The organism is Rugamonas sp. DEMB1 (genome assembly GCF_029834475.1).
Lineage (GTDB): Bacteria > Pseudomonadota > Gammaproteobacteria > Burkholderiales > Burkholderiaceae_D > Rugamonas > Rugamonas rubra.
Window position 1 is genome coordinate 2,805,771 of record NZ_CP122407.1, and the last position, 26,156, is coordinate 2,831,926.

20 protein-coding genes are annotated in these 26,156 nt (G+C 65.3%); 8 read left to right on the plus strand and 12 right to left on the minus strand.

Translation table 11 applies throughout. From position 1 onward, the window contains the following. Nucleotides 1–2 precede the first annotated feature (2 nt). Nucleotides 3–164 carry a hypothetical protein gene (locus QC826_RS12725; RefSeq protein WP_279765933.1) on the minus strand — a complete coding sequence of 54 codons (162 nt, stop codon included), beginning with the start codon at nt 162–164 and terminating at the stop codon, nt 3–5. Between QC826_RS12725 and QC826_RS12730 the strand changes: the two genes are divergently transcribed. Beyond that, entirely contained in the window at nt 157–795 is a 639-nt protein-coding gene (locus QC826_RS12730; RefSeq protein WP_279765934.1) for an ABC transporter ATP-binding protein, read from the plus strand. The two genes, QC826_RS12725 and QC826_RS12730, sit on opposite strands and share 8 nt — an antisense overlap. A 154-nt stretch (nt 796–949) precedes the next feature. Here the strand turns inward: QC826_RS12730 and QC826_RS12735 are convergent, their stop codons facing one another. Further along, nucleotides 950–2,455, minus strand: a complete 1,506-nt coding sequence (locus QC826_RS12735) for an NAD(P)H-hydrate dehydratase (RefSeq protein ID WP_279765935.1) — start codon at nt 2,453–2,455, stop codon at nt 950–952. 287 nt (nt 2,456–2,742) lie between these two features. On the opposite strand from QC826_RS12735, the gene QC826_RS12740 reads away from it, so the two are divergent. Then, nucleotides 2,743–6,348, plus strand: coding sequence for a hydantoinase B/oxoprolinase family protein (locus QC826_RS12740; RefSeq protein WP_279765936.1), 3,606 nt, complete (start codon nt 2,743–2,745; stop codon nt 6,346–6,348). 111 nt (nt 6,349–6,459) lie between these two features. On the opposite strand, the gene QC826_RS31265 is transcribed toward QC826_RS12740, so the two are convergent. Next, entirely contained in the window at nt 6,460–6,927 is a 468-nt protein-coding gene (locus tag QC826_RS31265) for a hypothetical protein (protein WP_313872859.1), read from the minus strand. A gap of 11 nt (nt 6,928–6,938) precedes the next feature. Next, nucleotides 6,939–8,096, minus strand: a complete 1,158-nt coding sequence (locus tag QC826_RS12745; protein WP_313872860.1) for a tetratricopeptide repeat protein — start codon at nt 8,094–8,096, stop codon at nt 6,939–6,941. 329 nt (nt 8,097–8,425) lie between these two features. On the opposite strand from QC826_RS12745, the gene purL reads away from it, so the two are divergent. Continuing rightward, nucleotides 8,426–12,481 (plus strand): phosphoribosylformylglycinamidine synthase, encoded by a 4,056-nt coding sequence (gene purL, locus QC826_RS12750; RefSeq protein WP_279765937.1) that lies wholly within the window; start codon nt 8,426–8,428, stop codon nt 12,479–12,481. Nucleotides 12,482–12,677: 196 nt separating this feature from the next. Here the strand turns inward: purL and QC826_RS12755 are convergent, their stop codons facing one another. Beyond that, nucleotides 12,678–13,313 carry a hypothetical protein gene (locus QC826_RS12755; RefSeq protein ID WP_279765938.1) on the minus strand — a complete coding sequence of 212 codons (636 nt, stop codon included), beginning with the start codon at nt 13,311–13,313 and terminating at the stop codon, nt 12,678–12,680. Nucleotides 13,314–13,407: 94 nt separating this feature from the next. Here QC826_RS12755 and QC826_RS12760 point away from each other — a divergent pair, with 94 nt between their 5' ends. Further along, a complete protein-coding gene (locus QC826_RS12760) occupies nt 13,408–14,493 on the plus strand; it encodes an AraC family transcriptional regulator (protein ID WP_279765939.1) in 1,086 nt (361 codons plus the stop codon). Here QC826_RS12760 and QC826_RS12765 read toward each other — a convergent pair. Next, nucleotides 14,485–15,159 (minus strand): DNA alkylation repair protein, encoded by a 675-nt coding sequence (locus QC826_RS12765; RefSeq protein ID WP_279765940.1) that lies wholly within the window; start codon nt 15,157–15,159, stop codon nt 14,485–14,487. The two genes, QC826_RS12760 and QC826_RS12765, sit on opposite strands and share 9 nt — an antisense overlap. 476 nt (nt 15,160–15,635) lie before the next feature. On the opposite strand from QC826_RS12765, the gene QC826_RS12770 reads away from it, so the two are divergent. The 4 genes from QC826_RS12770 to QC826_RS12785 all read left to right on the plus strand — a co-directional run bounded on the left by QC826_RS12770 (nt 15,636) and on the right by QC826_RS12785 (nt 21,419). Further along, nucleotides 15,636–16,916: a dicarboxylate/amino acid:cation symporter gene (locus QC826_RS12770; protein WP_279765941.1), complete on the plus strand. Its 1,281-nt coding sequence runs from the start codon at nt 15,636–15,638 to the stop codon at nt 16,914–16,916. Nucleotides 16,917–16,941: 25 nt separating this feature from the next. Then, nucleotides 16,942–17,934 (plus strand): porin, encoded by a 993-nt coding sequence (locus tag QC826_RS12775; protein ID WP_279765942.1) that lies wholly within the window; start codon nt 16,942–16,944, stop codon nt 17,932–17,934. A gap of 191 nt (nt 17,935–18,125) precedes the next feature. Continuing rightward, a complete protein-coding gene (locus QC826_RS12780) occupies nt 18,126–20,039 on the plus strand; it encodes an ATP-binding protein (RefSeq protein WP_279765943.1) in 1,914 nt (637 codons plus the stop codon). Between the two features lie 36 nt (nt 20,040–20,075). After that, nucleotides 20,076–21,419 (plus strand): sigma-54 dependent transcriptional regulator, encoded by a 1,344-nt coding sequence (locus tag QC826_RS12785; RefSeq protein ID WP_279766465.1) that lies wholly within the window; start codon nt 20,076–20,078, stop codon nt 21,417–21,419. 93 nt (nt 21,420–21,512) lie between these two features. Here the strand turns inward: QC826_RS12785 and QC826_RS12790 are convergent, their stop codons facing one another. The 6 genes from QC826_RS12790 to QC826_RS12815 form a co-directional block, all read right to left on the minus strand. Next, the gene (locus QC826_RS12790) at nt 21,513–22,289 is read right to left on the minus strand and encodes a peptidylprolyl isomerase (RefSeq protein WP_279765944.1); all 777 of its coding nucleotides are present in this window, start codon (nt 22,287–22,289) and stop codon (nt 21,513–21,515) included. Nucleotides 22,290–22,385: 96 nt separating this feature from the next. Continuing rightward, nucleotides 22,386–23,165 carry a peptidyl-prolyl cis-trans isomerase gene (locus QC826_RS12795; RefSeq protein ID WP_279765945.1) on the minus strand — a complete coding sequence of 260 codons (780 nt, stop codon included), beginning with the start codon at nt 23,163–23,165 and terminating at the stop codon, nt 22,386–22,388. A gap of 125 nt (nt 23,166–23,290) precedes the next feature. Then, nucleotides 23,291–23,581, minus strand: coding sequence for a BolA family protein (locus tag QC826_RS12800; protein WP_279765946.1), 291 nt, complete (start codon nt 23,579–23,581; stop codon nt 23,291–23,293). After that, nucleotides 23,578–24,207, minus strand: coding sequence for a septation protein A (locus QC826_RS12805; RefSeq protein WP_279765947.1), 630 nt, complete (start codon nt 24,205–24,207; stop codon nt 23,578–23,580). The genes QC826_RS12800 and QC826_RS12805 overlap by 4 nt, the downstream gene beginning before the upstream one ends. A 49-nt stretch (nt 24,208–24,256) precedes the next feature. Next, nucleotides 24,257–24,655 (minus strand): peptide-methionine (R)-S-oxide reductase MsrB, encoded by a 399-nt coding sequence (gene msrB / locus QC826_RS12810; protein ID WP_279765948.1) that lies wholly within the window; start codon nt 24,653–24,655, stop codon nt 24,257–24,259. A gap of 23 nt (nt 24,656–24,678) precedes the next feature. Then, a complete protein-coding gene (locus QC826_RS12815; protein WP_279766466.1) occupies nt 24,679–26,127 on the minus strand; it encodes a protein adenylyltransferase SelO in 1,449 nt (482 codons plus the stop codon). Nucleotides 26,128–26,156: the final 29 nt, after the last annotated feature.

Sequence of the window (26,156 nt, forward strand, 5' to 3'; positions counted from 1 at the left end):
GTTTATTCAGCATAATCATCCATAATCAGCATGCCAGAGTTCCCTCCAGCGACTTCCAGTTTCATTCCAGATGCGCCGGCTGCGGCCACCCGCAGCGCCGCTTCCGGCCAGTCGGCGGCGGCCACGGCGCGCGCGCCGGCAATCGCCGTCAGCGGCTTGAGCAAGCGCGTCGCCGACGCCGGCGGCGAGCTGACGATCCTGCATCCACTCGATTTTACAGTGCAACCGGCCGAGACGTTGGCAATTGTCGGGGCGTCCGGCTCGGGCAAGTCGACTTTGCTGGGCCTGCTGGCCGGCCTGGACACGCCCAGCGGCGGCAAGGTGGAGCTGGCCGGCGTGGATATTTTCGCCCTCGACGAGGACGGCCGCGCCAAGCTGCGCATGGAACAGCTGGGCTTTGTGTTCCAGTCCTTCCAGCTGCTGGCCCATTTGACGGCGTTGGAGAACGTCATGCTGCCGCTCGAACTGCGCGGCGACGCGCAGGCGCGCGCCAAGGCCGAGGCGATGCTGGGACGGGTCAATCTGGCGGCGCGGCTGGGCCATTATCCGAAGTATCTGTCGGGCGGCGAGCAGCAGCGCGTGGCCTTGGCGCGCGCCTTCGTCACGGCGCCGCCGCTGTTGTTCGCCGACGAGCCCACCGGCAGCCTGGACGCGGCCACCGGCGAGGCGGTGATACAGCTGATGTTCGAATTGAACCGCGAGCGCGGCTCGACCCTGGTGCTGGTGACGCACGATCCGCACATCGCGGCGCGCTGCGGCCGCACCATCACCATCGCCGCCGGCCGCCTGGTCTGAGGCCTCGGCGAGCAGTTAAGGCGCCAGCGGCTACAACACCACCCAACGGTGGAAATCGAGGGTCAGACCCTAGGGTCTGACCCTGGCTTGACGCAACTGGGTGGATTGGGCATTCCTGGCGTCTTAAAGCCCCGAGGCCAACGCCCCGGCGCATCTAGTGCGCCTGGTACTGCACCATGCGGTTGAGGGCGACGCGGATCGCCGGGATCAACTCGCCGGCGGCCAGGCCGATCGGCCCGCTGCCCTCGGTGACCAGCACGTCGGCCGCCATGCCGTGCAGCCAGACGGCGGCCAGCGCCGCCTCCCAGGCCGGCCAGCCCTGCGCCAGCAGGCTGCCGCACAGGCCGGACAAGACGTCGCCGGTGCCGGCCGTGGCCAGCGCCGGGTTGCCGGTGCCGTTGATGACGACGGCGCCGTCCGGCTGCGCGATCACCGTGCCCGATCCCTTCAAGACGACGATGGCGCGGCAGCGCTCGGCCAGCCGGCGCGCCGCGCCGATGCGGTCGGCCTGCACCTCGGCCGCCGTCACGCCGAGCAGGCGGGCCGCCTCCAGCGGATGCGGCGTCAGCACGGTCGGCGCGGCGCGCCGCGCCAGCTGTTGCAGCAGCGCGGCGTCGGCGGCGAGCATGTTGAGGGCGTCGGCGTCGGCCAGCAGGGCGCGCCCGCTGGCCAGCGCGCGCGCCAGCAGCTCCTGCGACAGGCGCGCCGTGCCCAGGCCGGGGCCGACCACCAGGGTCGCGCTGTCGAGGTCGAAGTCGGCCGCCAGGCGGCACATCAGCTCGGGCTGCGCGCTGTCGTAGGCCGGCGCGTCCTCGGCGAAGGCGACGAAGACGCGGCCGGCGCCGCTGTGCAGCGCGGCGCGCGCCGCCAAAATCGGCGCGCCGCTCATGCCGTGCGCGCCGCCCAGCACCGCCAGGTCGCCGAAGCTGCCCTTGTGGCTGTTGTGGCTGCGCTTGTGCAGGTGGCGGGCGAAGAACTCGACGGCGTTCATGTGCGTGCGCGTCGGCGGCAGCAGCGCCGGCTCCAGGTCCAGCCGCGACACGTCGACCAGGCCGGCGTGGTCGCGCCCGTCGCAGGTGTGCAGGCCGGGCTTGTCGCCGATGAAGGTGATGGTGTGGCTGGCGCGCACGGCCACGCCGTCCGGGCCGACGATGGCGCCGGTGTCGGCGTCCAGGCCGCTGGGCAGGTCCAGCGCCAGCACCTGGCAGTCGAGCCGGTTGATGGTCTCGACCACGCTGCGCAGGGCGCCGTCGAGCGGGCGTTGCAGGCCGATGCCGAACAGGCCGTCGACCACCAGGCTCCACGGCGTGGCGCCGATGGCGGCGCCGTCGAGGTCGACGAAGCGGGCGTCGCTGAGGCGGGCCCGTTGCAGCGCCGCCTCGCGCTCCGGCGCGGCCGCGCCGGCCGGGGCGAAGTGCAGCACGCTGACTTGGGCGCCGGCGTGGGCCAGGTGGGCCGCCGTCTCCAGCGCGTCGCCGCCGTTGTTGCCGGGGCCGGCCAGGATCAGCACCCGGGCCTTGGAGGTGGAAAAGGGCAGCAGGTCGAGCGCGGCGTTGGCGCCGGCCTGGCCGGCCCTTTGCATCAGGGCGCCGGGCGGCAGCAGGGGCGCGGCCCGTTGTTCGATGGCGCGGATCTCGGCGACGCTGTACAGTGGATTCATCGGCTCTACCGGCTGGTTGGTGGGCGTGCTCGCGCTGGCGAGCGCATCGGTTGTTGCGGCTTCTGCGGGTTCTGCTGGCGCGGCGGCGCGCGGCGCCCGTGGCGTCGATGTGCCTATGATGTGCCCGTGGAGTGTGTATGTTAATCGATCCATGGCGCGGCGCGCGGTCTGTCTTAATGATAATACAAATATGGCATGGAAATAATTTGTCCGGTGCGGCTGTGCCGCCTGCGCAACGGCGGTCTCTAGCACTACAATAGCTATTCTTTCAACATGGCGAGGTGTGCATGGATTGGCAATTCTGGATCGACCGGGGCGGTACCTTTACGGACATCGTGGCGCGCCTGCCCAACGGCAGCCTGCGCACCCACAAGCTGCTGTCGGAAAATCCGGAGCTGTACCGCGACGCCGCCATCGCCGGCATCCGCCACCTGATGGGCGTGGCCGCCAAGGCGCCGATTCCGGTCGAGCGCATCGAGGCGGTGAAGATGGGCACCACGGTGGCCACCAACGCGCTGTTGGAGCGCAAGGGCGAGGCCACCGCGCTGGCCGTCACGCGCGGCTTCCGCGACGCGCTGCGCATCGCCTACCAGAACCGGCCGCGCTTGTTCGACCGCCACATCGTGCTGCCCGAGCTGCTCTACCAGCACGTGGTCGAGATCGACGAGCGGATCGGCGCGCACGGCGAACTGGTCACGCCGCTGGCCGCCGATGGCGCCCGCGCCGCCTTGCAGGCGTTGTACGAGCAGGGACTGCGCTCGCTGGCCATCGTCTTCATGCACGGCTACCGCTACCACGCCCACGAGGCCAAGGTGGCCGAGATGGCGCGCGAGATCGGCTTCACCCAGGTCTCGGTGTCGCACCAGGTCAGCCCGCTGATGAAGTTGGTGGCGCGCGGCGACACCACCGTGGTCGACGCCTACCTGTCGCCGATCCTGCGGCGCTACGTCGAGCAGGTCGCCGTCGAGCTGCCCGGGGTGAACCTGCAGTTCATGCAGTCCAACGGCGGCCTGACCGACGCGCGCACCTTCCATGGCAAGGACAGCATTCTCAGCGGGCCGGCCGGCGGCATCGTCGGCATGGTGCGCGCCAGCCGCCTGGCCGGCTTCGAGCGGGTGATCGGCTTCGACATGGGCGGCACCTCGACCGACGTGTCGCACTATTCGGGCGAGTTCGAACGGGTGTTCGAGACCCAGGTGGCCGGCGTGCGCATGCGCGCGCCGATGATGAGCATCCACACCGTCGCCGCCGGCGGCGGCTCCATTTTGCACTTCGACGGCAGCCGCTACCGCGTCGGCCCGGACAGCGCCGGCGCCAATCCCGGCCCGGCCAGCTACCGCCGCGGCGGGCCGCTGGCCGTCACCGACTGCAACGTCATGCTGGGCAAGATCCAGCCTGCCCACTTCCCGCAGCTGTTCGGCGCCGAAGGCCGCCAGCCGCTCGACGTGGCCACGGTGCGCCACCAGTTCGCCTTGTTGGCCGCGCGCATCGGCGTCGCCACCGGCCGGCACAGCAGCCCGGAGCAGGTGGCCGAGGGCTATATCGAGATCGCCGTGGGCAACATGGCCAACGCCATCAAGCAGATCTCGGTGCAGCGCGGCCACGACGTCACCGAGTACACCCTGACCAGCTTCGGCGGCGCCGGCGGCCAACACGCCTGCCTGGTGGCCGACGCGCTGGGCATGAAGACGGTGTTTGTCCATTCGCTGGCCGGGGTGATGTCGGCCTACGGCATGGGCCTGGCCGACCAGAGCGCGATGCGCGAGGCGGCCGTCGAGCTCAAGCTGGCCGGCGGGATCGAGGCCGAGCTGGCCGCGCGCCTGCACGCGCTGGGCCGCCAGGCGCGCGCCGAGCTGCAGCACCAGGGCGTGGCGGACGCGCGCATCAGCCTGATCGAGCGGGTCCACCTGCGCTACGAGGGCACCGACTCGGCGCTGATCGTGCTGTTCGGCGCGCCGGCGGCGATGCAGGCGCAGTTCGAGGCCGCCTACAAGAAGCGCTTCTCCTTCCTGATGCCGGCCAAGGCGCTGATTGTCGAGGCGGTCTCGGTCGAGGCGCTGGGCAAGTCGGACGCGCCGGCCGAGACGGTGACACCGGCGCCACGGCGCCTGCGCGGCCTGGCGCCGCACGCGGTGGTGCCGATGTACTGCGCCGGCAAATGGCGCGACACCAATCTCTACCAGCGCGCCGACACGCGCATCGGCGACATCGTCAAGGGGCCGGCCATCATCGCCGAGGCCAACGCCACCACCGTGGTGGAGCCGGGCTGGCAGGCCGAGGTGACGCCGAACGACCACCTGGTGTTGACCCGCGTCGAGGCGTTGCCGGCGCGGCGCGCCATCGGCACCACGGCCGACCCGGTGATGCTGGAGATCTTCAACAAGCTGTTCATGTCGATCGCCGAGCAGATGGGCCTGCGCCTGCAGAACACCGCCTACTCCGTCAACATCAAGGAGCGGCTCGACTTCAGCTGCGCCATCTTCGACGCCGCCGGCAACCTGATCGCCAACGCGCCGCACATGCCGGTGCACCTGGGCTCGATGGGCGAGAGCATCAAGACGGTGATGCAGGCGAACGCCGGCCAGATGCGGCCGGGCGACGTCTACATGCTCAACGACCCCTACCACGGCGGCACCCACCTGCCCGACGTGACGGTGATCTCGCCGGTGTTCGACCAGGCCGGCGCGGCCATCCTGTTCTACGTCGGCTCGCGCGGCCACCACGCCGACATCGGCGGCACCACGCCCGGCTCGATGCCGCCGGACTCGCGCAGCATCGTCGAGGAGGGCGTCCTGATCAACAACTTCAAGCTGGTCGACGGCGCCGCCGGCGGCCAGCTGCGCGAGGCCGAGACGCGCGCGCTGCTGACCGGCGCCACCTACCCGGCGCGCAATCCCGACCAGAACATGGCCGACCTGCGCGCCCAGGTGGCGGCCAACCAGAAGGGCGTCGACGAACTGGGCAAGATGGTCGCGCACTTCGGCCTGGAGGTGGTGCTGGCCTACATGGGCCACGTGCAGGACAACGCCGAGGAGGCGGTGCGCCGCGTCATCGGCACGCTGGGCGACGGCAGCTACACGGTCCAGCTGGACAACGGCGCGCAGATCCAGGTGGCGCTGCGGGTCGACCATGCCAACCGTAGTGCCGAGATCGACTTCAGCGGCACCTCGGCGCAGTTGGAGAACAACTTCAACGCGCCGTCGGCGGTGTGCATGGCGGCGGTGCTGTACGTGTTCCGCACGCTCGTCGACGACGACATTCCGCTCAACGCCGGCTGCCTGAAGCCGCTCAAGGTGTTGATCCCGCCGGGCTCGATGCTCAACCCGCACTATCCGGCCTCGGTCGTGTCGGGCAATGTGGAAACCTCGACCTGCATCACCAACGCGCTGTACGGCGCGCTGGGCGTGATGGCGGCCTCGCAGGGGACGATGAACAACTTCACCTTCGGTAACGAGCGCTACCAGTACTACGAGACCATCAGCGGCGGTTCCGGCGCCGGCCCGGGCTTCGACGGCACCAGCGTGGTGCAGACGAACATGACCAACTCGCGCCTGACCGATCCCGAGATCCTCGAATTCCGCTTCCCGGTGCGCCTGGACAGCTACGAGATCCGCGCCGGTTCCGGCGGGGCGGGACGCTGGCACGGCGGCGACGGCGGCGTGCGCAAGGTGCGCTTCCTCGAGCCGATGACGGCGGCGATTTTGTCGAACAACCGCGTCCACGCGCCCTTCGGCATGGCCGGCGGCGAGCCCGGCGCCACCGGCCGCAACCTGGTGCAGCGCAGCGACGGCAGCGTCGAGGAGCTGGGGCACATCGGCAAGTGCGCGATGCAGGTCGACGATGTGTTCATCATCGAGACGCCGGGCGGTGGCGGCTACGGCGTGGCGGAGTAGGGCGGGGACGCTCAGCTAAGGCGCCGGTGTGCCAACAAACCCAGCGGCGTAGATCCAGGGTCAGACCCTAGGGTCTGACCCTGGGTTTGCGCCCTGGGTTCGGCGCGGCGTTCAGGCGGTGGTGGAAATGCCGTACTTGCGCTGGGTCGCGGTGTATTGCGCGTGCAGCGTGGCCAGCGCCGGATGGGTCGGCGCCAGGCTGCGCACGCGCTCGATCAACTGGCCGCAGCGCTCGCCCAGCGGCGCTTCCCAACCCAGGTCGTCGAGCTGCTTGAGGATGGCCGAGGCGGCCGCCGCCAGCAGCGGCACGTTGCCCGGCGTCTTGCGCAGCGCGATGTTGAGCACGTCCACGGCGGCGCGCAGGTCGCCCTGGCTGCGCCGGTCGGCGGCGTCGGTGAGCAGCTCCTGGACCTGGCGGGCGACGGTGTCGCCGACCCCCTGCGCCAGATCGTGGCGGCCGGCCTTCTCGAACACGTCGACCGCGTCGTCGGTGGTGATGCCGCTGTCGGTGTCGTTCATCAGGTTGATCATCAACTCCGAGGCCTGGCTGTCGAGCTTGTTCTTCAGGCAGCTGTGCACCAGGCCGACCTTCAGCCCGGTCGACAGGCCCGGCTGGTGCCGACGGCGGTGACGGCGGTGGCCAGCTCGGCGGCGGCGGCCGGCAGGTTGCCGGTCATCTCCTGCAGCAGGGCCGAGGCGATGGCGCGGCAGGCGTCGGTGTTGGCGTTGCCGCGCAGCGAACGCTCGAGGTCGCGGATCACCCCGCCGGCCTGGTTGGCGTCGCCCTTCTTGACCAGGGTCTTGACCAGGTTGACGTGGTCCTCCGGGTCGCGGAACTCGGAATACTTGGCCTTGGCCACCACCTGCTTGAAGGCCTTCTCGGCGACGCCGACGTCGCCCGTCTCGAAGGCCACCTCGCCCAGGTGGCGCAGGCGAGCCACCATGTGCGGCGAGATCGCCACGGCGTCCTCGAGGATCTTTTTGGCCTGCACCGCCTGGCCCATCGCCACGTGGGTCTTGGCCAGCAGGTCGTAGGCGGCCATGAACTTGGGGTTGTGTTCGATCAGCGCGTCGAGGGATTGCAGCGCCTCCTCGTAGCGCCCCAGGCCGTACTGGCAGCGCGCCAGCCCCAGGTGGGCCCAACCCAGCGGCTTTTGCATCAGGATGGTCTGGTAGATCAGCGCCGCCTCGGCCAGCTCCTCGAGGGTGACGTGCATCTCGGCGCGCAGGCGGGCGAAGTCGATGGCGTAGCGCGGATGCTGCAGCTCCAGCTCGCCGCAGTTGGCGATGGCCTTGCGCAGATTGCCCAGGCCGACCAGGTGGAACACCGGCATGAAGACGGCGCGGCGGTCGACGGCGCGGGTGATGCGCTGGATGAGCACGTCGACGGTGAAGGGTTTCAGGATGTAGTCGGTCGGCGTCAGCTCGGCCGCGCTGATGACCTTGCTGTACACGCCCTCCGAGGTGAGCATGATGAAGATGGTCCACTGGCCGATCAGCTTGTGCAGGCGCAAGTCCTCGAGCAACTGCTGGCCGTCCTGGCCGTTGTCGTTGCTGCCGCTGCCCAGGTCGTACTCGCAGAGCACGATGTCGAAGGATTTCTTGCCCAGTTGGCGGATCGCCGTGCCCGAGCTGACCGCGTACTCGATCTTGCTGATCGACGACAGGTTCAGCATATTGTGCAGGCTGGCGCGCATCCCCGGGTTGGGGTCGACGATCAACACCGACAGGTCGCTATAATCTGGCATTTTTTACTTTCGTAGGTCGGGCGGCCATGCTTTGCGCGGCTACTCATGTATCAACGTCATGTATCAACGGCAGGCGTCAGCTAGTTTCGAACTAGCATACTCCAAGGTAATACGTTTTTGCGCGAAAAACAGGGGGATTGCTCGGCGGAAGCTTGATTTTGGCGCAATAGATGGCAAAAATGTTGCTTCCAGAGCAGTTTCGGCCAAGCCGGCGTCTGCTATGCGGGGGGCGGAAGAGGTATAATGCGCGCAAAGGAATTTCAGCAAAACCCACTCGTGCCACATCTACCTTTAATCCGCAGCCTCGCTGCATCAACCATCTCCCAACCATGTTGATTCTGCCGGGCTCCAACGCCCTGTCCGCATTCCGTAGCCAACGCCTGTTAACCCAACTGCAAGGCGTGCTGCCCGCCGTCGTCGCGGTCCAGGCGCGCTTTGTCCACTTCATCGACGCCGGCGCCCCGCTGAGCGCAGACGACAGCAGCCGCCTCGGCGCGCTGCTGACCTATGGCGAACCGGCCCACGCCGAGCACGCCGAAGGCGTGGTCGAAGAGTTCTTCGTCATTCCGCGCTTCGGCACCATTTCGCCGTGGGCCTCGAAGGCCACCGACATCGCGCGCAACTGCGGCATGGCCCACATCAAGCGGGTCGAACGGGGCGTCGCCTTCCGCGTCAACCTGAAGGCCGGCATTCTGGGCAGCAGCATCGGCGCGGCCAAGAAGCTGAGCGACGCGCAGGTGCAGGACATCGCCGCGCTGTTGCACGACCGCATGACCGAGACCGTGCTGCGCCATCCGGACGAGGCCGCCGGCCTGTTCCGCACCCTGGACGCCCGCCCGCTCGAATCGATCGACGTGCTCGGCGCCGGCAAGGCCGCGCTGGAAAAAGCCAACACGGACCTGGGCCTGGCCATGTCGGACGACGAGATCGACTACCTGGACGCCGCCTTCACCAAGGCCGGCCGCAACCCGACCGACGTCGAACTGATGATGTTCGCGCAGGCCAACAGCGAGCATTGCCGCCACAAGATCTTCAACGCCGACTGGATCGTCGACGGCGTGGCGCAGGACAAGTCGCTGTTCCAGATGATCAAGAACACCCATCAACTGCAGCCAAAAGGCACCATCGTCGCCTATAGCGACAATTCCTCGATCATGGAAGGCGCCGAAGTGATGCGTTTCTTCCCGCAGGGCGCCGGCCAAGAGTACAGCGCCATGAGCGAGCTGACGCACACCTTGATGAAGGTCGAGACGCACAACCACCCGACGGCGATTTCGCCATTCCCCGGCGCCTCCACCGGCGCCGGCGGCGAGATCCGCGACGAGGGCGCGACCGGCCGCGGCGCCAAGCCGAAGGCCGGCCTGGCCGGCTTCACCGTGTCGAACCTGATGCTGCCGGGCGCCGTCCAGGCCTGGGAAAACGACGCCGACGTCACCGCGCCGCTGGCCGAGCGCACCGTCTCGGCCAAGGCCTACGGCAAGCCGGAGCGCATCGCCTCGGCCCTGCAGATCATGATCGAAGGCCCGCTGGGCGGCGCCGCGTTCAGCAATGAATTCGGTCGTCCGGTGCTGGGCGGCTACTTCCGCACCTATGAGCAAAACATCGGCCGCCAGTTCGCCGGCGCGCACGACACCGTGCTGGGCTACCACAAGCCGATCATGATCGCCGGCGGTATCGGCAACATTTCCGGCCAGCACACCCACAAGAACGACATTCCGGTCGGCAGCCTGCTGGTGCAGCTGGGCGGCCCCGGCATGCGCATCGGCATGGGCGGCAGCGCCGCCTCGTCGATGACCACCGGCAGCAACACCGCCGACCTGGACTTCGACTCCGTGCAGCGCGGCAATCCCGAGATGGAACGCCGGGCGCAGGAGGTCATCAACGGCTGCTGGCAGCTGGGCGCGGCCAATCCGATCATCTCGATCCACGACGTCGGCGCCGGCGGCCTGTCGAACGCCTTCCCGGAGATCACCAACGACGCCAAGCGCGGCGCGATCTTCGACCTGCGCAAGATTCCGCTGGAAGAGAGCGGCATGGCGCCGAAGGAAATCTGGAGCAATGAATCGCAGGAACGCTATGTGCTGGCCATCGCGCCGGAGAGCCTGCCCGGCTTCCAGGCGCTGTGCCAGCGCGAGCGCTGCCTGTTCGCCGTGGTCGGCGTGGCCACCGAGGAACGCCAGCTCAAGCTGATCGACCCGGAACTGGGCAACGAACCGGTCGACATGCCGATGGACGTTCTGCTGGGCAAGCCGCCGAAGATGCTGCGCGACGTGCACCACGTACAAAACGACTTCCCGGCCATCGACCTGACCGGCATCGACCTGGACGAGGCCGCCAAGCGCGTGCTGCTGCTGCCCACCGTCGGCGACAAGTCCTTCCTGGTCACCATCGGCGACCGCACGGTCGGCGGCATGAGCGTGCGCGACCAGATGGTTGGCCCGTGGCAAGTGCCGGTGGGCGACTGCGCCGTCACCGCGATGAGCTTCGAGGGCTACCTCGGCGAGGCGATGTCGATGGGCGAGCGCACCCCGCTGGCCGCCATCAACGCGCCGGCCTCGGGCCGCATGGCCGTCGGCGAGGCGATCACCAACATCGCCGCCGCGCCGATCAAGGATATTTCCGACATCAAACTGTCGGCCAACTGGATGGCCGCCTGCGGCCAACCGGGCCAGGACGCGGCCCTGTTCGACACCGTCAAGGCGGTCGGCATGGAGTTGTGCCCGGCGCTGGGCATCAGCATTCCGGTGGGCAAGGATTCGCTGTCGATGCGCACCACCTGGCGCGACGACGCCAACGACGAGGCCAAGGCCGTCACCAGCCCGGTGTCGCTGATCGTTTCGGCTTTCGCCCCCGTGTACGACGTGCGCAAGTCGCTGACGCCGCAGATCCAGACCGACGCCGGTGAAACATCGATCATTTTGATCGACCTGGGCCGTGGCAAGAACCGCATGGGCGCCTCGGCGCTGTCGCTGGTCATGGGCCAGTTGGGCAATGAAACGCCGGACGTCGACAGCGCGGAAGACCTGAAAGGCTTCTTCACCGCCATCCAGCAACTCAACAGCGACGGCAAGCTGCTGGCCTACCACGACCGTTCCGACGGCGGCCTGTACGGCACGCTGGTGGAAATGGCCTTCGCCGGCCGCGCCGGCCTGTCGATCAACCTCGACATCCTGACCTTGGAAGCCGGCCACGGCGCCGACCAGGGCGACGCCAAAAACTGGGCCGGCCAGGTCGCCGAGCGCCGCAACGAGCAAACCCTGCGCGCGCTGTTCAGCGAGGAGCTGGGCGCGGTCATCCAGGTGCGCGCCGAAGAGAAGTCGCTGGTCATGGACGTGTTGCGCACCTTCAACTTGGGTGCCTGCAGCCACATCATCGGCAAGCCGAACGACCGTGGCGTGATCGAGTTCACCCGCGACGCCAAGACCATCTACAGCCAGCCGCGCTTCGAACTGCACCGCCTGTGGAGTGAAACCAGCTGGCGCATCTCCCGCCTGCGCGACAATCCATCCTGCGCCGACGCCGAATACGACCGTCTGCTGGACGAGAACGATCCCGGCATCACGCCGAAGATCAGCTTCGACCTGGCCGACAACGTGGCGGCGCCGTTCCTGGCCACCGGGGTGCGTCCACGTGTGGCGATCTTGCGCGAACAGGGTGTCAACTCGCACATAGAAACCGCTTACGTCATGCATCAAGCCGGCTTCACCGCCGTCGACGTGCACATGAGCGACCTCATCGCCGGCCGCGTCAAGCTGGACGACTTCCAGGGCATCATCGCCGTCGGCGGCTTCTCCTACGGCGACGTGCTGGGCGCCGGCGAGGGCTGGGCCAAGACGATCCTGTTCAACGCCGCGCTGGCCGAGCAGTTCGCCCGCTTCTTCGGCCGCAGCGACAGCTTCGGCCTGGGCGTCTGCAACGGTTGCCAGATGATGAGCAATCTGAAGTCCATCATCCCCGGCGCCCACGCCTGGCCTAAGTTCACCACCAACAAGTCGGAGAAGTTCGAAGCCCGCTTCGCGATGGTGGAAGTGCAGGACTCGCCGTCGATCTTCTTCCAAGGCATGGCCGGCACGCAGAGCGCCATCGCCATCGCCCACGGCGAAGGTTATGCCGACTTCAGCCAGACCGGCAACATCGCCGAGGCGGTCGCCGCGATGCGCTTCGTCGACAACCGTGGTTCGGCCACCGAAGCGTATCCGTACAACCCGAACGGTTCGCCGCAGGGCTTGACCTCGGTGACCACGGCCGACGGCCGCTTCACCGTGATGATGCCGCACGCCGAGCGCGTCTTCCGCACCGTGCAGCAGTCCTGGCACCCGGAATCGTGGGGCGAGGATTCGCCATGGATGCGCATGTTCCGCAACGCGCGCAAGTTCGTCGGCTAAGCCGCGAACTTCCATAGAAAGAGCCGGTGCCGCGAGGCCCGGCTCTTTTTTTGCCCCTACCCCGGGACGCGCAAGCCGGGGTCTGACCCCATCCGGGGTCAGACCCCTTTGCTTACGGGGTAAGGCCGGCATCCCGGCAGACCGTGAAGAGCCCCTTTTACGCTAGTTTTTGGTTTGATTTGACCGTTTGGGCGGCTCAAATCCACTTCAGCACGCCGGCGAACAGCAGGAGGGCGGCGCCGACGAGGCCGGCCAGTCCCGCCACCACGCCGATCTGCCGGCTGCGTTGCGGCATGTCGTGCACCCAGTAGGCGACCACGAAGAAGGGAACATAGCCGACCAGCCAGACCAGGTAGGGTGCGCCGGCGTTCCAGCCGCGCCACTCCCAGGTGAGCGCACCTATGCTGTTGAGCCACAATTCGACAAACACGCACAGTACCGAGTTGGCGCCGGCCAACAGCCAGCGGTTGTTGACGCCCAGAATGCGCAGATGCCGGTCGGCGGGCAGGGTGCGCGCCGCGAACAGGCCCATCATGGCGAACATAAAGCAGATCTCGATGTTCAGGCCGATCAACATCACATAGGCCGAGCTGCCCGGCGTGCCCCAGGCCGGCGCGAAGCCGGAAAAATGGAACAGCAGACCGTTCCAGATCTCGTTGATCCAGTCCATCAGCCAAAATGCGATGCCGGCCAGCACCACATTCCAACGCTTGGCTGCGGCCTGCTCGCCGTAGGCGTAGAGCACCATCAGTAGCAGAGGGATGACGTACCACTGGAAATGGGCGGAGTTACGCACCAAAGCCTGAGCTTGGGCGGCGGATGCTGCAATCATGGTGTTGTTCCTGGGAGTGGGAGTGTGCCGATTGTAGGTGTCGACATGCAATCATTGCTTGACAGCGCGGGTCACAATTTTGACAATTGGGGCCATGTATACCAATCACAGCGACCGAGCCGCCCGCGCCGCGCCCCAAGGCAGCGTGCCGGCCTCATATGTGCGTCTGTTGTTCGAGTATCTGGCGCGGCAGGGTCACGATGCCGGCGCGGTGCTGGCGCCGGCGATGCCAACCGGCGCAGCGGGCGCCCATGCTGGCGGAGCCAATACGGGCGCGAATGCCGAAGCGGCCTATCCGGCGCCGCAATGGCGCGCCATGTTGGAACGGGCGGCGGACCATCTACAAGATCCCGCGCTCGGCTTGCACATCGGCGCCACCATCACCGCCGCCCACCTTGGGCCGCTCGGCTATGTCTTGCTGTCGTCGAGTTCGGTGCCGGCCGCCATCGAGCGCTATATCCGCTACCAGCGGCTGGTGCACGACATAAGCCCCGTCCGATGCCGGCAAAACGACGGGCAAGTCGTCCTGGAGTGGGACGCCGAGTCGCGCAGCGTGGGCTTGTTGGCCAACCAATGCGGGTTGGCGGCAGTGATCCAGTTCGCGCGCAACGTCACCGGTGTGCCGATCACGCCGGAGGCGGTGCATTTTGTCGAGCCTCCGCCCGACGATGCCATGCCTTACCGCGACTTTTTCGGTTGCCCGGTCCTGTTCGCGCAGGACGCCACCAGAATCATTCTGCCGGCATCCCTGCTCAGCCTGCCCCTTCGTCTAGCCGATCCAGCGTTGGCGGCGATGTTGGAACAACAAGTGCAAGCCGGCTTCGCCGCCTTGCCGACAAAAGATCCATTTGAGCAAGATGTCCGCCAGCGCATCTCCCGCCACCTATTGCAAGGCGAGCCAGGCCTGCGTCACCTGGCAGCCGAGCTCAACACCAGCGGCCGCACGCTGCGGCGTCATTTGAGCCAGCACGGCTGGAGCTACCGCGCCTTGTTGGACGACACCCGGAAGCATCTCGCCGAAGACTATTTGCGCGACCGCCGCCTGGTCTTGCCCGAGGTGGCCTTATTGTTGGGCTATTCGGAGCAGAGCGCCTTCAACCGGGCATTTCTGCGCTGGTTCAATCTCACGCCGCGCCACTGGCGTTTGCGCAACGCCGGCCCGACATCCCATTCAGACTGAGACGATTTTCAGGTGCTTGTTTGCTTCGCGATAGCTCAAGGCCGGCAAGCGGTAGGATTCCTCCTGAAGGAAAGCCCGCACCGCGTCGGGGTTATGGTGGGCGTAATCGCGCAAGGCCCAGCCGATGGCTTTTTGAATGAAGAATTCCTTTTCCGGCGCCAGCATCAGGCAATAGGCGAATAGACGTTGTTGATCGACGCGCTCACGCCAGCCCAATTGATGCAGCAGGGCGACCCGACGTAGCCACATATTCGGGTGGCGGGCGCAATCGTCCATTCCCTCATGCTTGCCGCGCAATACATCGCCAATCAGCGAGGCCAATCCATCCACGCTATCCCACCACGATTTCTTTTGCACCAACTGGAGTAAATTCGCCACATGGCGGGTTTCCAATTCCTTGCTATGCATCGCCAATAAATCGATGGCGACATATTGATACTCCCTTTCCGGCAATTCCCACAATTCATTGGCGTGGCGGAGCAGGGCGGCCGCGCCGATTCCTTGCAGCGACTTCAATATCGGTTTGACGGCGGCGCGCCGCGCCGGCGTCGCCACGCCCAAAAAATCAAACTGCTCGCGCATGTAGGCGCGCATGCCGGCAATGCGGTCGAAGTCGGCCGCGCCGGCGAGCGCGGCGGCGAGTTCTGCGTGGAAGGAATCGGTCATCGTCTAGGCGTCCAAGGCTGTTGGGTTTGCGGCAACATCTTCCGCGCAAGTATAGGTCGCTTTGCGTCCGTTCACCACTTCGCCCTGCCTTCCCCTATGAGCGGGAACGGGCGCTGTGTTGCCGATATGCTCAATTCTGGCTTGAATAAACTCAACTTTGGCGTGTTCGATACAAGTAGACGGATGGTCGGCGGTGGTTTCACGCACCGTCGGTGGCCGCCGTCCGGCCAGTCCAATAAGTCATACGCGGGCCGAATTCGGTGTCCAACTACTTGGACGAAATTTCGTGCCGCCAGGAAGTTTCCATAAAGAATGTCGTTTGAAAACAATGTCTTAGTGGAAAATTGACTGTTTGTTCATGCCAGGCATGCGGCTTGCTATGTAGCCTCCAACCCGCAGCCACTGGCGGCGGGGTTGTTAAAACAAAGATGGGTGCCAATGCCGTGCCCAATCGCTACCCCAATTGGAGAGTCAAGATGAAAAAGAAACGCCCATTAACCCTATACATCCTGATCGCGATGGTATTGGGCATAGCAGTCGGTTACGTCTGCCATGACACCTTCCCCGACAAAAAAATCACCACGGATATCGCCGCGCATATTTCGATCGCGACGGATGTATTCCTGCGTTTGATTAAGATGATTATCTCCCTGTTGGTATTCTCGACGCTGACGGTGGGTATTGCCCATATGGGCGACGGCAAAGCCGCCGGTCGTATCGGCGCGAAGGCCATGGGCTGGTTTGTTTCCGCCTCGCTGGTTTCTTTGACCTTGGGTATGGTGCTGTCGAACTGGATGCAACTGGGTGCCAATTTGGGCCTGCCATTGCCGCCGATTGACGCCGTTACCGGCCTGAAGACTTCCGCCTTCACGTTGAAGGATTTCGTCTCCCACATGGTGCCGAAGTCGCCGATCGAGGCGATGGCCAATAACGAGATTCTGCAAGTTCTGGTGTTCTCGATCTTCTTCGGTAGCGCGCTGGGCGCCTTGGGCGAGCACGGCAAGAAACTGACGGCCGTCATCGACGAGTTGGCACAAGTCATGCTGCGCATCACCGGCGCGATCATGACCCTGGCTCCTCTGGCCGTGTTCGCCGCCATGGCGTCGGTGGTCACCACCAACGGCCTGGGCATCCTGCTCACCTTCGCCAAGTTCATGGGCGGCTTCTACCTGGGTCTGTTCTGCCTGTGGGTGCTGTTGATCGGCGGCGGCTTCATCTTCCTCGGCAAGAGCGTGTTCCGCTTGATCGGCCTGATCCGCGAACCGTTCCTGCTGGCATTTTCGACCGCCAGCTCGGAGGCGGCCTATCCGAAACTGTTGGACTCGCTGGACAAGTTCGGCGTGCAGCGCAAGATCTCCAGCTTCGTGTTGCCGATGGGCTACTCGTTCAATCTGGATGGTTCGATGATGTATTGCACCTTCGCCGTGCTGTTCATCACCCAGGCCTACAGCATCGAGTTGTCGGTGGGCACCCAGATCACCATGCTGCTGCTGTTGATGCTGACCTCCAAAGGCATGGCCGGTGTGCCGCGCGCTTCGCTGGTGGTGATCGCCGCCACGCTGAACCAGTTCAACATCCCCGAGGCCGGCCTGCTGCTGCTGATGGGTGTCGACCAGTTCCTCGACATGGGCCGTTCCGCCACCAACGCCGTCGGCAATGCCATCGCCACCGCCGTCGTGGCCAAGTGGGAGGGCGCGCTCGACACCGAGGCGCATCTGACCGTCGTGGAAAAACCAGTCCATGTTCACGCAGCATAAAACAACTAGTATCAGGAGACCCCCTATGAAACAATTCGCTATTTCCGCCATCGCCCTGACCCTGTGCTCCGGTGCCGCCTTGGCCCAGTCCAGCGTCACCGTCTACGGCGTGGCCGATGCCGGCCTGGTGCTCGAGCGCGGTGGTGCCGCCGGCAACGTCAACACCCTGGGCGGCGGCGTCGGCTCCGGCTCGCGCCTGGGCTTCAAGGGCAAGGAAGACCTCGGCGGCGGCCTGAGCGCCCGCTTCATCCTGGAGAGCGGCATCGGCCTCGACAACGGCGCCTCCGGCCAAGGCGGCCTGACCTTCGGCCGCCAAGCCGCGCTGGGCCTGTCCGGCTCCTTCGGCGCCGTCTCGCTGGGTCGCCAGTACTCGCCTTACTACAAGGTGGTGCGCGACGTGGCCGATCCCTTCGAAGTCGGCTTCGCCGGCACCGCCAGCAATTTGATGGCGACCAACACCCGCGTCGACAACCTGGCCGAGTACACCAGCCCGACCGTGGCCGGCTTCACCGCCGACCTGGCCTATGGCGCCGGTGAAGCGGCCGGCAACAGCGCCGCCAACCGCAGCCTGAGCGGCAGCGCCAGCTACGTGCGCGGCCCGCTGACCGTGGTGCTGGCCCACCACGTCAAGGACAACGCCCTGGCCACGGCGCACGCGCGCAACACCATGATCGTGGCGCGCTACTGCGTCGACGCATGGAGCGCCAGCCTGGCCCGCGCCCTCAACCGCGACCTGCTCGGCAACGAGAGCAAGGACACGCTGCTGGGCCTGAGCGCCACCTCGGGCGCCAACAAGGTGTTGGCCTCGGTCATCCTGCACCAGGACGACAGCGCGCTCGACCACGACGCCCGCCAGTACGCCATCGGCTATCTGCGCCGCCTGTCGGTGCGCACCGAGCTGTACGCCGCCTATGCCCACATCAACAATCGCAACGGCGCCAGCTTCAAGGTCGGCAATGCGACCGACAACGGCAGCGGCCACACCGGCGTGAACCTGGGCATGCGCCACTCGTTCTAAACGCTCGCCTCACGCAGGCCACCACGCCGTCGCGGCCCCAGCCGCGACGGCGTTCTGTTTTTCCAGCCAGCCGCGTTGAAACGGGCGCTCAGTGCCTTCGGCGCAACAGTTTTCGCGCCGAAACCCCGCCGCCGGTCGCGATAGCGATTACAGTATGGCCTCACCGTTTCAAGGCGCCCAAAGAGAGTCCTATGCAGTCTTCCACCCAACACACGAATGCCGGCCCGAGCCGACATGGCCGCGCACGCTGGTCGCGTGGCCAGGTGCTGGCCTGGGGCGGCGTATTGCTGTTCTGTTTGGCGCTGGCCAGTCTGGCCTATTACTGGGCCGGGAAAATCACCACCGACAGGCTGCGGGTAAGCGGCGCGCAAAGGCTCAACGCCTACGCCGCCAGCCTGGAGAACCTGCTCGACAAATACGATTTCCTGCCGCGCACGCTGGAATTGAACAAGGATGTGATCGCCTTGCTCAAGCAGCCCGACGACCCGGCGCTGCGCCAGGCCGTCAACGTCTATCTGGAGCGGGTCAACCAACAGGCCCGCTCCACCACCATTTACGTCGTGAATCTCAAGGGGATCACCCAGGCATCGAGTAATTGGCGCGAAAAAGACAGCTTCGTCGGTGATAACGTCTCCTTCCGCCCCTATGTGCGCGATGCCTTGCAGCGCACGCCGGGCGGCTTCTACGGCGTCGGCACGACCCGTTTGGAGCCCGGCTACTTCTTCGCCCACGGCATCTACCACGACGGCCGCATGCTGGGCGTGGCCACGGTCAAGGTCAACATCGAAAAATTGGAGAAGACCTGGGTGCAGGGCGGCGACAAGGTCATGCTCAGCGACGAGCATGGCGTGGTCTTCCTGAGTTCCGTGCCATCGTGGAAGTACCGGACGCTGGCGCCGCTGTCGGCCGAAGTGCGCCGACGCCTGGAGACGACGCGGCAATACTTCTCCCACCCGCTGGAACCGCTGGGCTTCGCCTACCAGCCGGAAATGGACGACGGCACGCGCAAGGTGCAGGTGCCGGAGCAGGCCCAGATCAACGGCAAGGAGGGGCGCGCCTCCGGCATGTTGATGCAGCGCCGCTCCCTGGCGCCGCGCAACTGGGAGTTCATCTATCTTTCCGACCTCAGCCAGGCGCGCTCCAACGCCCAGGCCGCCTTTATCTTCTCCTGCGTGGCCGAGGGTTTCCTCGTCATGCTGTTCCTCTACGTGCGGCAGCGGCTGCGCGCCACCCGCCAGCGCCGCAAGGCCAGGGAGGACTTGCAGCACGCCTATGACAATCTGGAAATCATGGTGGCCGAACGCACCTACAGCCTGCGCCAAATGACGCAAAACCTGAGCGAGGAGATCGCCGTGCGCCGCCAGGCCGAGCAAAAGCTGCAGGTGACGCAGAACGAGCTGTTCCAGGCCGGCAAGATGGCGGTGCTCGGCCAGATGTCGGCCGGCATCACCCACGAGCTGAACCAGCCGCTGACGGCGCTGCGCACCATGTCGGACAACGCCGTGGTGCTGCTGGAGCGCGGCCGGCTCGAGGTGGTCAAGAGCAACCTGGTGACGATCTCGCAGATTGTCGGCCGGATGGGCACGATTACCGGGCAGTTGAAGGTGTTTGCGCGCAAATCGACGGCGCCGCCGAGCGCCGTGCCGCTGCAGACGGCGATCGCCAACGCGCTGTTCCTGGTCGAGCGGCGCATGGACCTGGACCGCGTCGATTTCCGCCTGCACATGCGCAGCCCCGGCGCCCATGCCTTGTGCGACAGCAACCGGCTGGAGCAGGTGCTGGTCAACCTGTTCAACAACGCGCTCGACGCGATGGCCGACTGCGAGCTGCGGCAACTGACCGTCAGCGTCGACAGCGCCGGCGCGCGGGTGCTGATCCGGGTGGCCGACAGCGGCCCCGGCATGACGGAAGAGATGCGCGGCCATCTGTTCGAACCTTTTTTCACCACCAAGCCGCAGGGACAGGGATTGGGCCTGGGCTTGGCCATTTCGGAGCAAATAGTGCGTGAGTTCGGTGGTATATTGAGGGCGGAATCAGCCCCGGGCGGTGGCGCCCAGTTCGCCATCGAATTGAAGGTCGCGGAGCAGGAGCTTGGACATGATTGATGCGTTGTCGGCGCAATTGCCGCTGCAGGTTGGCTGCTGGTCGAGGACGACGCCACCGTGCGCGCCGGCAGCGAGCAGGCGCTCGAACTGGCCGGGCTGGAGGTGCGCTCCTTCCACTCCGCCGAACTGGCCTACAAGCTGATCACGCCGGGCTTTGCCGGCGTGCTGGTGAGCGATGTGCGGCTGCCCGGCATGAGCGGACTGGAGCTGCTGGCGGCGGTCAAGTTGATCGATCCGGAGTTGCCGGTGATTATAGTCACCGGCCACGGCGACATCACCATGGCCGTGCAGGCCATGCGCGACGGCGCCTACGACTTCATTGCCAAACCCTATTCGTCCGAGCAACTGGTCGATGTGGTGCAGCGCGCCGTCGCCACGCGCCGGCTGATGCTGGAGGTGCACAGCCTGCGCCGCAAGCTGGAGCACAACGAGGGTATCGAGGCCATGCTGCTGGGCAACTCGGCGGCCATCCGCGACGTGCGCCGCCTGATCCTCGACCTGGCCGACGAGCCGGCCGACGTCTTGATCTACGGCGAAACCGGCACCGGCAAGGAGATGGTGGCGCGTTGCCTGCACCAGCACAGCCGCCGCGCCAAGCACAACTTCGTCGCCATCAACTGCGGGGCGATTCCGGAGAGCATATTCGAGAGCGAGGTCTTCGGCCACGAGCCGGGCGCCTTCACCGGCGCCGCCAAGCGGCAGATCGGCAAGATCGAGCACGCCGACCAGGGTTCGCTGTTCCTCGACGAGATCGAGAGCCTGCCGATGGCCCTGCAGGTCAAGCTGTTGCGCGTGCTGCAGGAGCGCTATGTCGAGCGGCTCGGCTCGAACAACCTGCTGCCGGTCGACGTGCGGGTGATCGCCGCCTCCAAGGCCGATTTGAAGGAGCTGTCCGACCAGCAAAAGTTCCGCAGCGACCTGTACTACCGGCTCAACCTGATCGTGCTGCACCTGCCGCCGCTGCGCGAGCGGCGCGAGGACATTCCCTTGCTGTTCGAGCACTTCGTGCTGGACGCGGCGGCGCGCTACAAGCGGCCGGCGCCCATTATTTCCGGCGCCATGATGCATTCGCTGATGGCGCACGCCTGGCCGGGCAATGTGCGCGAGCTGCGCAACATCGCCGACCGCTTCGTGCTGGGCTTGTCGAGCGGCGGGGAGGGCATCCTGGCGGCGCGCGACGCCGCGCCGGCGCCGCTGTCCGAACAGGTCAACGGCTTCGAAAGGGCGCTGATCGAGCGCGAACTGCGCAATGTGGCCGGCAACGTCGCCGAGGCCTGCATCGTGCTCAGCCTGCCCAAGCAGACCCTGTACCACAAGATGCAAAAGTACAATCTGGTGGCCGAGGACTACCGCAGCCCGGCGGCGGCCACCGAGCGCTAGCCAAACCCGGCCCCTAAAAGCGCCGGCGCGGAAACGCCGGCGCATAAACGCAAAAAGCGCTTCCGAGGAAGCGCTTTTTTAAGCCCGGCTATCTTATTGGATCTTGGCTTTTTTCATCAGATCGTCGCGGAAGGCGGCGATTTTCTTCTGTTGCATCGCTTCGGCGATCTGGCCTTTGACTTCGTCCAGCGAAGGCAGCTTGGTCGCGCGCGACTCTTCCATTTTGATGACGTGGAAGCCGAACTCGGTCTTGACCGGGGTTTCGGTGTATTGGCCGTTTTTCAGGGCCACCATGGCGTCGGCGAAAGGCTTGACCAGCTTGCCAGGTGCCATCCAGCCGAGGTCGCCGCCGTTGTTGGCGGAACCGTCCTTGGAGACCTTGGCCAGCTCTTCGAACTTGCCGCCGGCCTTGAGCTTGGCGATGATGTCCTTGGCTTCGGCTTCGGTGCCGACCAGGATGTGGCGCGAGTGGTATTCCTTCTCGCCCATGGCGGCCTTGTACTTGTCGTACTCGGCTTTGATCTCGGCGTCCTTGACCGGGTTTTTCTTCACGTAGTCGGCCAGCATGGCGTTGATGATGACGCTTTGGCGGGTGTTCTCGATCTGCGACTTGACTTCCGGACGCATGCCGTAGCCTTGCTTGTCGGCTTCCTGGATCAGCACTTCACGGCCGATCAGTTCCTTCTTGATGGCCTCGCGCAGTTGCGGGCTGTCTTGCTGTTGGCCCTGGGCCACGACTTGCTTGACCATCTGGTCGACGCGGGCGGCAGGGATGGCCTTGCCGTTGACGGTGACCGCGTTCTGGGCGAAAACTGGTGCTGCGATAACAGCGATCAGGGCTAACAACAGGCGAGCAGGCTTCAACATCATTATCAGATCCTATAAAACGAGTAAGTGCGCGGCGGGGGCGCATAGTCTAAGGCCGAATCGAAACCGGCGCCCCTGGGGGCGCCGGCGATCACAGCATTACTGAACCTTGGCCTTTTTGACCATTTCTTCTTGGAAGGCTTGCAGCTTCTTCTGGGTCAGCGCTTCCGCGATTTGCGGTTTCACTTCTTCCAGGGTAGGCAGCTTGGCTGGGCGGATGTCGTCCACTTTGATGACGTGGAAACCGTTCGGGGTTTGCACGGCTTTTTCGGTGACTTGGCCCTTGGCCAGCGCGACGAAGGCGTCGGAGAACGCTTTCGGGAAGGACGACGGGGTCGCCCAGTCCAGATCGCCGCCGTTCGATGCCGAACCGGTGTCTTTCGAGGTCTTGGCCAGTTCTTCGAACTTGGCGCCGCCCTTCAGCTTGGTGATGACGGCGTTGGCTTCGGCTTCGGTCTCGACCAGGATGTGGCGGACATGGAATTCCTTGTCGCCGGCCTGGGCCGTGAACTTGTCGTACTCGGCCTTGATGTCGGCGTCTTTGACCGGGTTCTTCTTGACGAAGTCGGCCACCAGGGCGTTGATGATGATGGCTTGGCGGGCGTTTTCCAGTTGCGTCTTGACCGTGGCGTCCTTGCCGAAACCTTGCTTTTCCGCTTCCTGCATCATGACTTCGCGGCCGATCAGGTCTTTCTTGATCAGTTCACGCAGTTGCGGGGAATCTGGTTGCTGGCCCTGGGCAACTACTTGCTTGACTACAGCATCGACGCGCGAGGTCGGGATGGCTTTGCCGTTGACCACAGCAATGTTTTGTGCGAACGCTGGTGCGGCGACAACTGCGATAAGTGCGATCAGCAAACGGGCTGGCTTGAAAGTCATTATTAATTCCTGTAAAGGGAAAGTTTTCGTGAAAAGTGCTAGTCAAAAGCTTGGATCCTGCATCGGCCGAATCTGTTCGATTATTCTAAGGCCTACCTGAATCATTCGCCAAACTTTGCGCTACATCATACTTCGGACGGTGCCAGTGCGGTAATGGCCAATGCATGAATTTCTTTATGCATCATATCGTGCACGGAATCATACACGAGTCGATGTCTTGTGACGAGTTTGAGCCCCTCAAATTGCGCCGAAACGATGCGCAAGTTGTAGTGGCCGCCGCCCGAGGCGGCGCCGGCGTGGCCGGCGTGCTTGGCCGAGTCGTCGTCGAGCACCAATTCCAGCGGCGCCAGGGCGGCTTGCAGGGCGGCGCGGATGCGTTCGATGCGGCCGTGGCCGCCGTTGTCTACGCTGTTCATGCCTCTTCCTTCATGTGTTTGGATAAATAGAAAGTCTGGCCGATGATGAAGGCGAACATGATCGCGGTCGAGCCGAAGGCCTTGAAGCTGACCCAGGCCGCCGTGTCGCCCTTAAACAGCACGAAGGCGACGTACAGGTTGAGGAAGCCCATAAAGGTGAAGAAGCTGATCCAGATCAGGTTCAAGCGCTGCCAGATCGCATCGGGCAATTGCATGATCGCCTCCATCGACTTGCGCATCAGATTCTTTTTAAAGATCAACTGCGCGCCGGTTAAGGCGATCGCCGAGCCCCAATAGAAGATCGTCAGCTTCCACTTAATCAGATTTTCGTCGTGGAAGTAAATGGTCAGGCCGCCGAAGAACACGAACAGCAATAGCGAGATCCACAAGATGGTGTCGACCTTGCGGCCGCGCGCCAGCAGATAGCCGATTTGCGCGGCCGTGGCGGCCACGCCGGCGATGGTGGCGACGATCATCGGCGCCAGGTCGGCGGTGATCGAGCCGCCGGAGATGATGCCGCTCAAGTGGGCGTTGATATAGTTGGTGGCCAGTTCGGCGTTGGCGCCGCCCCATTTGAAGGCGCCGAAAAATACCAGCAGGGGGAAGAAGTCGAACAAGAATTTCATGATTATTCTGTGTGCTCTGAGTAGTTGTTATGGGATTGTGTTGTGGACGCTATTGCGGATCGAAGCGCAGCGAGGCCGAATTGATGCAATAGCGTAAGCCGGTGGGCGGCGGCCCGTCGGGGAAGACGTGGCCCAGGTGGGCGTCGCAGACGGCGCAGATGATCTCGGTGCGCAGCATACCATGGCTACGGTCGACGATTTCGCCGACGTTGTCGGGATTGATCGCTTCGAAATAGCTGGGCCAGCCGCAACCGGAGTCGAACTTGGCGTCGGAGCGGAACAGCGGCGTGTTGCAGCAGACGCAAGTATAGACGCCGTGCTCGTGGTGGTCCCAGAACTGGCCGCTGAAGGCGCGCTCGGTGGCGGCGTGGCGGGCCACCTCGAACTGCATGGGCTCGAGCATGGCGCGCCACTCGGCGTCGGTCTTGTGTACTTTATCGGTGCTCATGGTCGACTTTCTTGAATGAAGTATTAGGAAGAGCAGCTGACTTCGAGCTCGCTGGCCCAGTCCGGCGGCAGCGCCGCGTAGGATTCGTGCTCCGGCTGTTCGTCGTAGGGCCGCTGTAAAACCGACAGCAGGCGCGCCACTTCAGTAAAGTCCTTGTCCTGTGCTTTTTCAATGGCAACTTGCGCCAGGTAGTTGCGCAAAACGTACTTGGGGTTGACGCCGTCCATCGCCGCCTTGCGTTGCGCGTCGCCGCGGCTTTCCTGGTGCAGGCGGGCGCGGTATTGCAGCGCCCAGGCGTCGAAGGCGGGGCGGTCGATGAACAGGTCGCGCAGCGGTTCGTCGGCGCCCGCGTGGTCGCGCTGCAGATTGCCCAGGCGGCGGAAGAACAGTGTGAAATCGATGCCGTTGGCTTGCATTAGCGCGAACATCGCGTCGAACAGGGCTTGGTCGCCGGCCTGCTCGGTGGCCAGGCCGAGTTTGGCGTGCAGCAATTCGCTGATCTTGGCGGCGTACTCGCCCTGGTAGATGTCCAACGCCGCCTGCGCCGCCTCGACCTCGCCGATCAGCGGCAGCAAGGCCTGGCCCAGCGCGTAGCAGTTCCAGTGGCCGATCTGCGGCTGCATGGCGTAGGAGTAACGGCCCTGCTGGTCGGTGTGGTTGCAGATGTGCTCGGCGTCGAAGGACTCCATGAAGCCGAAGGGGCCGTAGTCCAAGGTCAGGCCGAGGATCGACATGTTGTCGGTGTTCATCACGCCGTGCATGAAGCCGACCGCCTGCCAATGGGCGATCATGTGGGCGGTGCGGCGCGTTACTTCGGCCAGCAAGGCCTCGTACTGATTCTCTTCGTCCAACAACTGCGGGTAAAAGCGCGCGATCACATAGTCGGCCAGAACCTTCAGCTGGGCCGGCTGGCGGTTGTGGAACCAGTGCTCGAAGGAGCCGAAGCGGACGAAGCTGGGCGCCATGCGCAGCACCACGGCCGAGCTTTCGACCGTTTCGCGCATCACGCCCTGGTCGGAGCCGGTGACGGACAGCGCGCGCGAGGTGGGGACGCCGAGCGCGTGCATCGCCTCGGAGCAGAGGAATTCGCGGATCGACGAGCGCAGCACGGCGCGGCCGTCGCCCATGCGCGAGTATGGCGTCAGGCCGGCGCCCTTGAGTTGCAGCTCGATCGGGCCGTCGGGGCCGTCCATCTCGCCCAGCAGGATGGCGCGGCCGTCGCCCAGCTGGCCGGCCCAGACACCGAACTGGTGGCCGGAATACACGGCCGCCAGCGGTTGCGCGCGTTCGGGCACGGCGTTGCCGGTCAGGGTGTCGAGGTAGTCCTGGCGCGCCAGCAGGGCCGGGTCGAGGCCGAGCAGGCCGGCGGCCGCGTCGCTGACGGCGACCAGGTACGGCGCCGGCAGCGGGGTCGGCATCAGCCGGGTGTAGAAAACGGCGGGCAGGGACGCGAAGGAGTTGTCCAGCGGCAGTTTTGCGGCAAGGGCGGCAGTGGCGGCAG

Bases quoted from the DNA above. Each gene is read 5' to 3' on its own strand.
- QC826_RS12745 (WP_313872860.1), bottom strand. From the start codon at position 8,096: ATGCCAGATTATAGCGACCTGTCGGTGTTGATCGTCGACCCCAACCCG.
- QC826_RS12760 (WP_279765939.1), top strand. From the start codon at position 13,408: ATGTATACCAATCACAGCGACCGAGCCGCCCGCGCCGCGCCCCAAGGC.
- msrB (WP_279765948.1), bottom strand. From the start codon at position 24,655: ATGAGCACCGATAAAGTACACAAGACCGACGCCGAGTGGCGCGCCATG.
- QC826_RS12795 (WP_279765945.1), bottom strand. From the start codon at position 23,165: ATGACTTTCAAGCCAGCCCGTTTGCTGATCGCACTTATCGCAGTTGTC.
- QC826_RS12790 (WP_279765944.1), bottom strand. From the start codon at position 22,289: ATGATGTTGAAGCCTGCTCGCCTGTTGTTAGCCCTGATCGCTGTTATC.
- purL (WP_279765937.1), top strand. From the start codon at position 8,426: ATGTTGATTCTGCCGGGCTCCAACGCCCTGTCCGCATTCCGTAGCCAA.
- QC826_RS12775 (WP_279765942.1), top strand. From the start codon at position 16,942: ATGAAACAATTCGCTATTTCCGCCATCGCCCTGACCCTGTGCTCCGGT.
- QC826_RS12805 (WP_279765947.1), bottom strand. From the start codon at position 24,207: ATGAAATTCTTGTTCGACTTCTTCCCCCTGCTGGTATTTTTCGGCGCC.
- QC826_RS12755 (WP_279765938.1), bottom strand. From the start codon at position 13,313: ATGATTGCAGCATCCGCCGCCCAAGCTCAGGCTTTGGTGCGTAACTCC.
- QC826_RS12770 (WP_279765941.1), top strand. From the start codon at position 15,636: ATGAAAAAGAAACGCCCATTAACCCTATACATCCTGATCGCGATGGTA.
- QC826_RS12765 (WP_279765940.1), bottom strand. From the start codon at position 15,159: ATGACCGATTCCTTCCACGCAGAACTCGCCGCCGCGCTCGCCGGCGCG.
- QC826_RS12780 (WP_279765943.1), top strand. From the start codon at position 18,126: ATGCAGTCTTCCACCCAACACACGAATGCCGGCCCGAGCCGACATGGC.
- QC826_RS12735 (WP_279765935.1), bottom strand. From the start codon at position 2,455: ATGAATCCACTGTACAGCGTCGCCGAGATCCGCGCCATCGAACAACGG.
- QC826_RS12800 (WP_279765946.1), bottom strand. From the start codon at position 23,581: ATGAACAGCGTAGACAACGGCGGCCACGGCCGCATCGAACGCATCCGC.
- QC826_RS12740 (WP_279765936.1), top strand. From the start codon at position 2,743: ATGGATTGGCAATTCTGGATCGACCGGGGCGGTACCTTTACGGACATC.